Below are 2813 nucleotides of genomic sequence, written 5' to 3'. Positions count from 1 at the left end.
GCCCGGCCGGCGGCTGGGCGTGCCCAGCGACTGCATCTCCCAGCGCTGCCAGGCGGATTCCACCGGCGCGGTGCGCTCGTCCGCAGCGGCAGCAGCGGCAGCAGCGGCAGCAGCGGCGCGTTGCCCGAGCGGGGCATAGGAGGCGGCGAAGGAGCGCTTAGATGAAGTCATCGGTACCCGGGGCGGCAATCACGACTTCGCCGGTGTCGGCCAGGCGGCGCACCACCTGCAGGATGGCCTTCTGCTCGGCCTCCACCTGCGACACGCGCACGGGGCCGCGCAGCTCCATGTCTTCGCGCAGGGTCTCGGCCGCGCGCTGCGACATGTTGTTCAGGAACTTGTCGCGCAGCTCCTGCGGCGCACCCTTGAGGGCGATGATGAGCGACTCGGCCTCGATGTCCTTGAGCACGCGCTGGATGCCGCGGTCGTCCAGGCCCAGCAGGTTCTCGAAGACGAACATCTCGTCCACGATGCGCTGCGCCAGGGCTTCGTCCTGGGCACGCACATGGGCAATGGCTTCCTGCTCCTGCGTGGTGCTCATCAGGTTGACGATCTCGGCGGCAGTGCGCACGCCGCCCAGGCGGCTGCGCTTGAGGCCTTCGCCCGACAGCATGTCGCTGAGCACCTCGGTCAGTTCGGCCAGCGCCGCCGGCTGCACGCCGCCGAAGGTGGCCACGCGCACGATCACGTCGTGGCGCAGGCGCGCCGGCAGCTTCTCCAGCACTTCGGAGGCCTTGGTTCGGTCCAGGTGGACCAGCAGCGTGGCCAGGATCTGCGGATGCTCGTCGCGGATCAGCTCGGCCACTTCGCCGGCTTCCAGCTCGTTGAGCCGCTCGATGCCGCCGCGCGGCGCCTCGGGCTGCAGGATGTCTTCCAGCAGGTTGCTGGCGCGCTCGTCGCCCAGCGCCTTCTGCAGCACCGCGCGGATGTAGTTGCCCGAGCCCAGGTGCAGGGCAGAGAGCTGCTCGGTCTCGGCGCGGAACTCGGCCAGCACCTCGGCCAGCTCGTCGTTGGACACGTGGTTGAGCCTGGACATGGCCACGCCCACCGCCTGCACCTGCTGCGTCGACATCTTCGACAGCGTGGCGGCGGCGAGGTCTTCGCCCAGCGCCATCAAAAGGATGGCGGCCTTGCGGTTTCCGGAATCATTCATTCGCGTTCATCCAATGCTTGACCAGGGCGGCCACCAGGCGCGGGTCGTCCTTGGCCAGTTGCTGGGCATAGTCGAGGTCGGCGCGCTGGCGCTCGGATTCGCGCAGGCGCAGCTGTTCGCGGGCCTGCGCCTGCTCGATGGCCAGCGCGTCCGGGTCGGCCGGCGGCAGCGCCGTGGAGGCCGCCTGCTGTGCCAGCGCCAGTTGCTGCTGCTGCTGGCGGCGTGCGCGGGGCCGCAGCACCGCGAGCCAGATCAACAGGGCCGCGATGGCCAGGGCCGCATACAGGCCGATGCTCTTGCCCAGCTCGATGGCCTGCGGGTCTTTCCACAGCGGCAGCTCCACCGGGGCCGGCTCGCGCTCCTGCGCAAAGGGGCTGTTGACCACGTTGAGCGAGTCGCCGCGCTCCTGGCTGAAGCCCATGGCTTCCTTCACCAGGTTGCGGATCTGGTCGAGCTCGGCGGCGGTCAGAGCCTGCGAGGCCGGCTTGCCGCCTGCGTCTGCCATTCGGTTGTTCACCACCACCGCGACCGACAGACGCTTGACGCCGCCCGCGCCCTGCTGCACGTGGCGGATGCTGCGGTCCAGCTCGTAGTTGGTGGTGACGTCCTTGCGCGAACTGCGCGGGCCGCTCGCCGTCGTGGTCGACGATGTCTGCGCCGGTGCAGCGGGGGCAGCGCCCGGTGTTCCGGGGCGCGCCGCAGCCGTGTTGGCCGTGCCATTGGGGGCGGCGCCGGGGTTGGTGATGGGCGCCGCGGGATTCGTCGGTGGCTGGTTCGACAGTGCGCCGGGCACGCCGCCCGGCGGGGTGCCGCCCTGCTGGTCCGACTCGCTGGACTGCTGGCTGCGCACGGCCTTGTTGTTGGGGTCGCTGTTGGGGCGGAACTTCTCGTCGGTATGCTCCACCACCGCGAAGTCGATGTCGGCCGCCACCTGCGCATGCACGTTGCCCGCGCCCAATATGGGTTGCAGGATCGATTCGATGCGGCGCACGTAGGTCTGCTCGATCTCCTGCGTGTACTTCAGCTGGCTCACGTCCAGCCCGCGCGCGCCGCTGTTCGCGGCCGACAGCAGGTTGCCGCGCTGGTCCACCACCGTCACGCTCTTGGGGTCCAGGTCGGGCACGCTGCTGGAGATCATGTGGACGATGGCGCTCACCTGGCCTTCGTCGATGCTGCGCCCGCGCTGCAGCGTGAGCACCACCGAGGCCGAGGGCTTCTTCTGGTCGCGCACGAACAGCGACGGCTTGGGCAGCGCCAGGTGCACGCGCGCCGCTTCCACCGTGCCGATGGATTCGATGGAGCGCACCAGCTCGCCCTCGAGCGCGCGCTGGTAGTTGACCTGCTCGGTGAACTGGCTGGTGCCGAACTTCTGGTTGTCCATCAGCTCGAAGCCCACGCCGCCGCCCTTGGGCAGGCCCTGCTGTGCCAGCTTCAGCCGAAGCTCGGGCACCTTCTCGCCGGGCACCAGGATGGCGCCGCTGCCCTCGGCGAACTTGTAGGGCACGTTCATCTGCGAGAGCGACGCGATGATGGCGCCGCCGTCGCGCTCGGTCACGTTGGCGTACAGCACCTTGTAGTCGGGCGCGCGGCTCCACAACACGAAGGCGGCCGCGGCGGCCACCAGCGCGGCGCCGCCCAGGATGAGCGGCAGCCGGGGCTG

Annotated in this window: 2 protein-coding genes; both read right to left on the bottom strand. The window is 70.0% G+C overall.

Annotated features, from left to right (window positions below):
- Positions 1 to 157: 157 nt before the first annotated feature.
- Complete coding sequence (gene fliG / locus VSO01S_RS26230; RefSeq protein WP_068645685.1) at positions 158 to 1153, bottom strand: flagellar motor switch protein FliG; 996 nt, start codon at positions 1151 to 1153, stop codon at positions 158 to 160.
- A partial coding sequence (gene fliF / locus VSO01S_RS26225) for a flagellar basal-body MS-ring/collar protein FliF (protein WP_068645684.1) occupies positions 1146 to 2813 on the bottom strand: 1668 nt, incomplete at its 5' end. The genes fliG and fliF, both read right to left, overlap by 8 nt.

This window comes from Variovorax soli NBRC 106424 (genome assembly GCF_001591385.1).
Taxonomy (GTDB): domain Bacteria; phylum Pseudomonadota; class Gammaproteobacteria; order Burkholderiales; family Burkholderiaceae_C; genus Variovorax; species Variovorax soli.
Note: the sequence above shows the minus strand (reverse complement) of the source record. Positions and strands in the feature narration are given on the sequence as shown.

What these genes read in the sequence shown, in the direction of transcription:
- fliG (WP_068645685.1), bottom strand. Translation starts at nt 1,153, where the DNA reads ATGAATGATTCCGGAAACCGCAAGGCCGCCATCCTTTTGATGGCGCTG.